This is a genomic window from Flavihumibacter sp., from assembly GCF_036676075.1.
Classification (GTDB): Bacteria; Bacteroidota; Bacteroidia; order Chitinophagales; family Chitinophagaceae; genus Flavihumibacter.
In genome coordinates this window covers 1-2,096 of record NZ_JAKFDQ010000019.1, presented here as the reverse complement: position 1 = coordinate 2,096, position 2,096 = coordinate 1, and the positions used below count along the sequence as shown (strand labels likewise).

Annotated in this window: 1 protein-coding gene; it reads left to right on the top strand. The window is 40.3% G+C overall.

Features of this window, described 5'->3' with window-relative positions:
• Positions 1-154: 154 nt before the first annotated feature.
• Positions 155-2,096, top strand: a 1,942-nt coding sequence (locus V6M43_RS16400) for a TIM-barrel domain-containing protein (RefSeq protein ID WP_332737134.1), incomplete at its 3' end; no start/stop codon positions are given.

Below are 2,096 nucleotides of genomic sequence, written 5' to 3'. Positions count from 1 at the left end.
TTTTCATCCACTTTCTTCTCTGCAGCTCTTTTCAAAAAAAGGAGATCAGGGTTGGCTTACTGCATCGTACTGTAACAATAAATTAAATAACAGAGATATAATTATTGAAAGACCAGAGGCAGCTATCAACATGGAATATCTTAACGACTCCAGGATGATACTGCCAAAAGAATTCAATGGAGCTACGGGCTCTGTAACCTGGGAAGGCAGTATCGCCAGCTTTTTTTCTGGCACACACCAATTCAGATTTACACTGGGCGGAAGTTTGAAAGTATGGATAAATGGAAGCCTTGTTTTAGATCGTTGGCGCAAGGCATGGAACCCCGCATCTGCAGTTGTGCCTGTTTCTTTAGTTAAAGGAGAAAGAGTACCTGTTCGTATTGAATGGATTCCTGAGTCTTCGGAATCGTATTTGTCGCTCAAGTGGCTTGAACCTGCTGCCGGCGCAGATCAGCATACGTTTAGTTTTAATTCAGAAGCCGGACGTCAGATAGATTACTATTTCATTTATGGTAGTAATATGGACGACGTTATTTCGGGATACAGAACACTCACCGGTAAAGCGCCGATTGTTCCAAAATGGGCATTAGGTTTCTGGCAGAGCCGTGAGCGGTATAAAACACAAAATGAATTACTCACCACAGTTAAAGAATTCCGCAAACGTAAAATTCCAATAGACAATATTGTACTCGACTGGAATTATTGGAACGAGGCAGAGTGGGGCAGCCAGGAGTTTGATAAATCGAGGTTCCCATCTCCAGACAGTATGATTAAAGTATTGCATGAAAAATACAATACACGGATCATGATATCAGTGTGGCCAAAATTTTATGAAGGCATTACTACATACAAAGATTTTGATAAGAAAGGTTGGTTATACAAAGGTAATATTGAACATCGCCAGCGTGACTGGATAGGAGAGGGTTATATATCTACGTTTTATGATGCCTTTAATCCACAGGCACGAAGAGGTTTTTGGGATCTTATAAACAAGAAAATTTATAGTAAAGGGATTGATGCCTGGTGGATGGATGCAAGTGAGCCTGATATTCTTTCAAATGTGAGTCCTGAAAAACGAAAACTTCAAATGACGCCTACTGCCTCAGGTAGTGCTGCTGAATATTTAAATGCATATCCATTACAAAATGCAAAAGGAATTTATGAAGGTCAACGCTCAAGCGATTCATCAAAGAGAGTGTTTCTGTTAACACGCTCTGGATTTGCAGGTTCCCAAAGATATGCTGCAGCAATATGGAGTGGAGATATCGGCTCTACCTGGAATGATATGAAGAATCAGATATCAGCCGGTGTAAATTTTTCAATGTCTGGTATTCCTTATTGGACAATGGACATTGGTGGTTTTGTTGTTCCGGAAAAATTTGAAAAGCCAAATGCTGAAAACCTGGAAGAATGGCGTGAGTTGATGACCCGTTGGTCACAGTTTGGTGCTTTCGCTCCTTTGTTTCGTTCACACGGTCAGTTTCCATATCGTGAGGTTTACAATACTGCTCCTGAAGATCATGCGGCATACAAAAGCTTTCTCTATTACGATAAATTGAGATACCGCCTGCTTCCATACATCTATTCATTGGCAGGCTCAGCCTTTCACAATAACTACACAATCATGCGTGGACTGGCAATGGATTTTGCAAATGATACTGCTGTATTAAACATAGCCGATCAGTATATGTTTGGCCCATCCATGCTCATAAACCCGGTATGTGAATATAAGCAAACAAAGAGGTCGCTGTATTTACCAAAAAATTCAGGTGGATGGTATGATCTCTATACAGGCAAATGGTACCTGGGTTCACAACATGTTACAGCAGACGCTCCTTACGAAAGAATGCCGGTATTTGTTAAGGCTGGTTCAATTATACCTTTTGGACCTGAGTTACAATACACTTCTGAAAAACAGGCCGACACCATTATGTTGAACGTGTATGCCGGCGCAGATGCATCTTTCGAATTATACGAAGATGAGGGAATCAATTACAATTATGAAAAAGGTTCATTTTCAATTATTCCTGTAAAATACAATGAAGCAGCAAAAACAATTACAGTAGAAGACAGAAAAGGAAACTATAACGGTATGT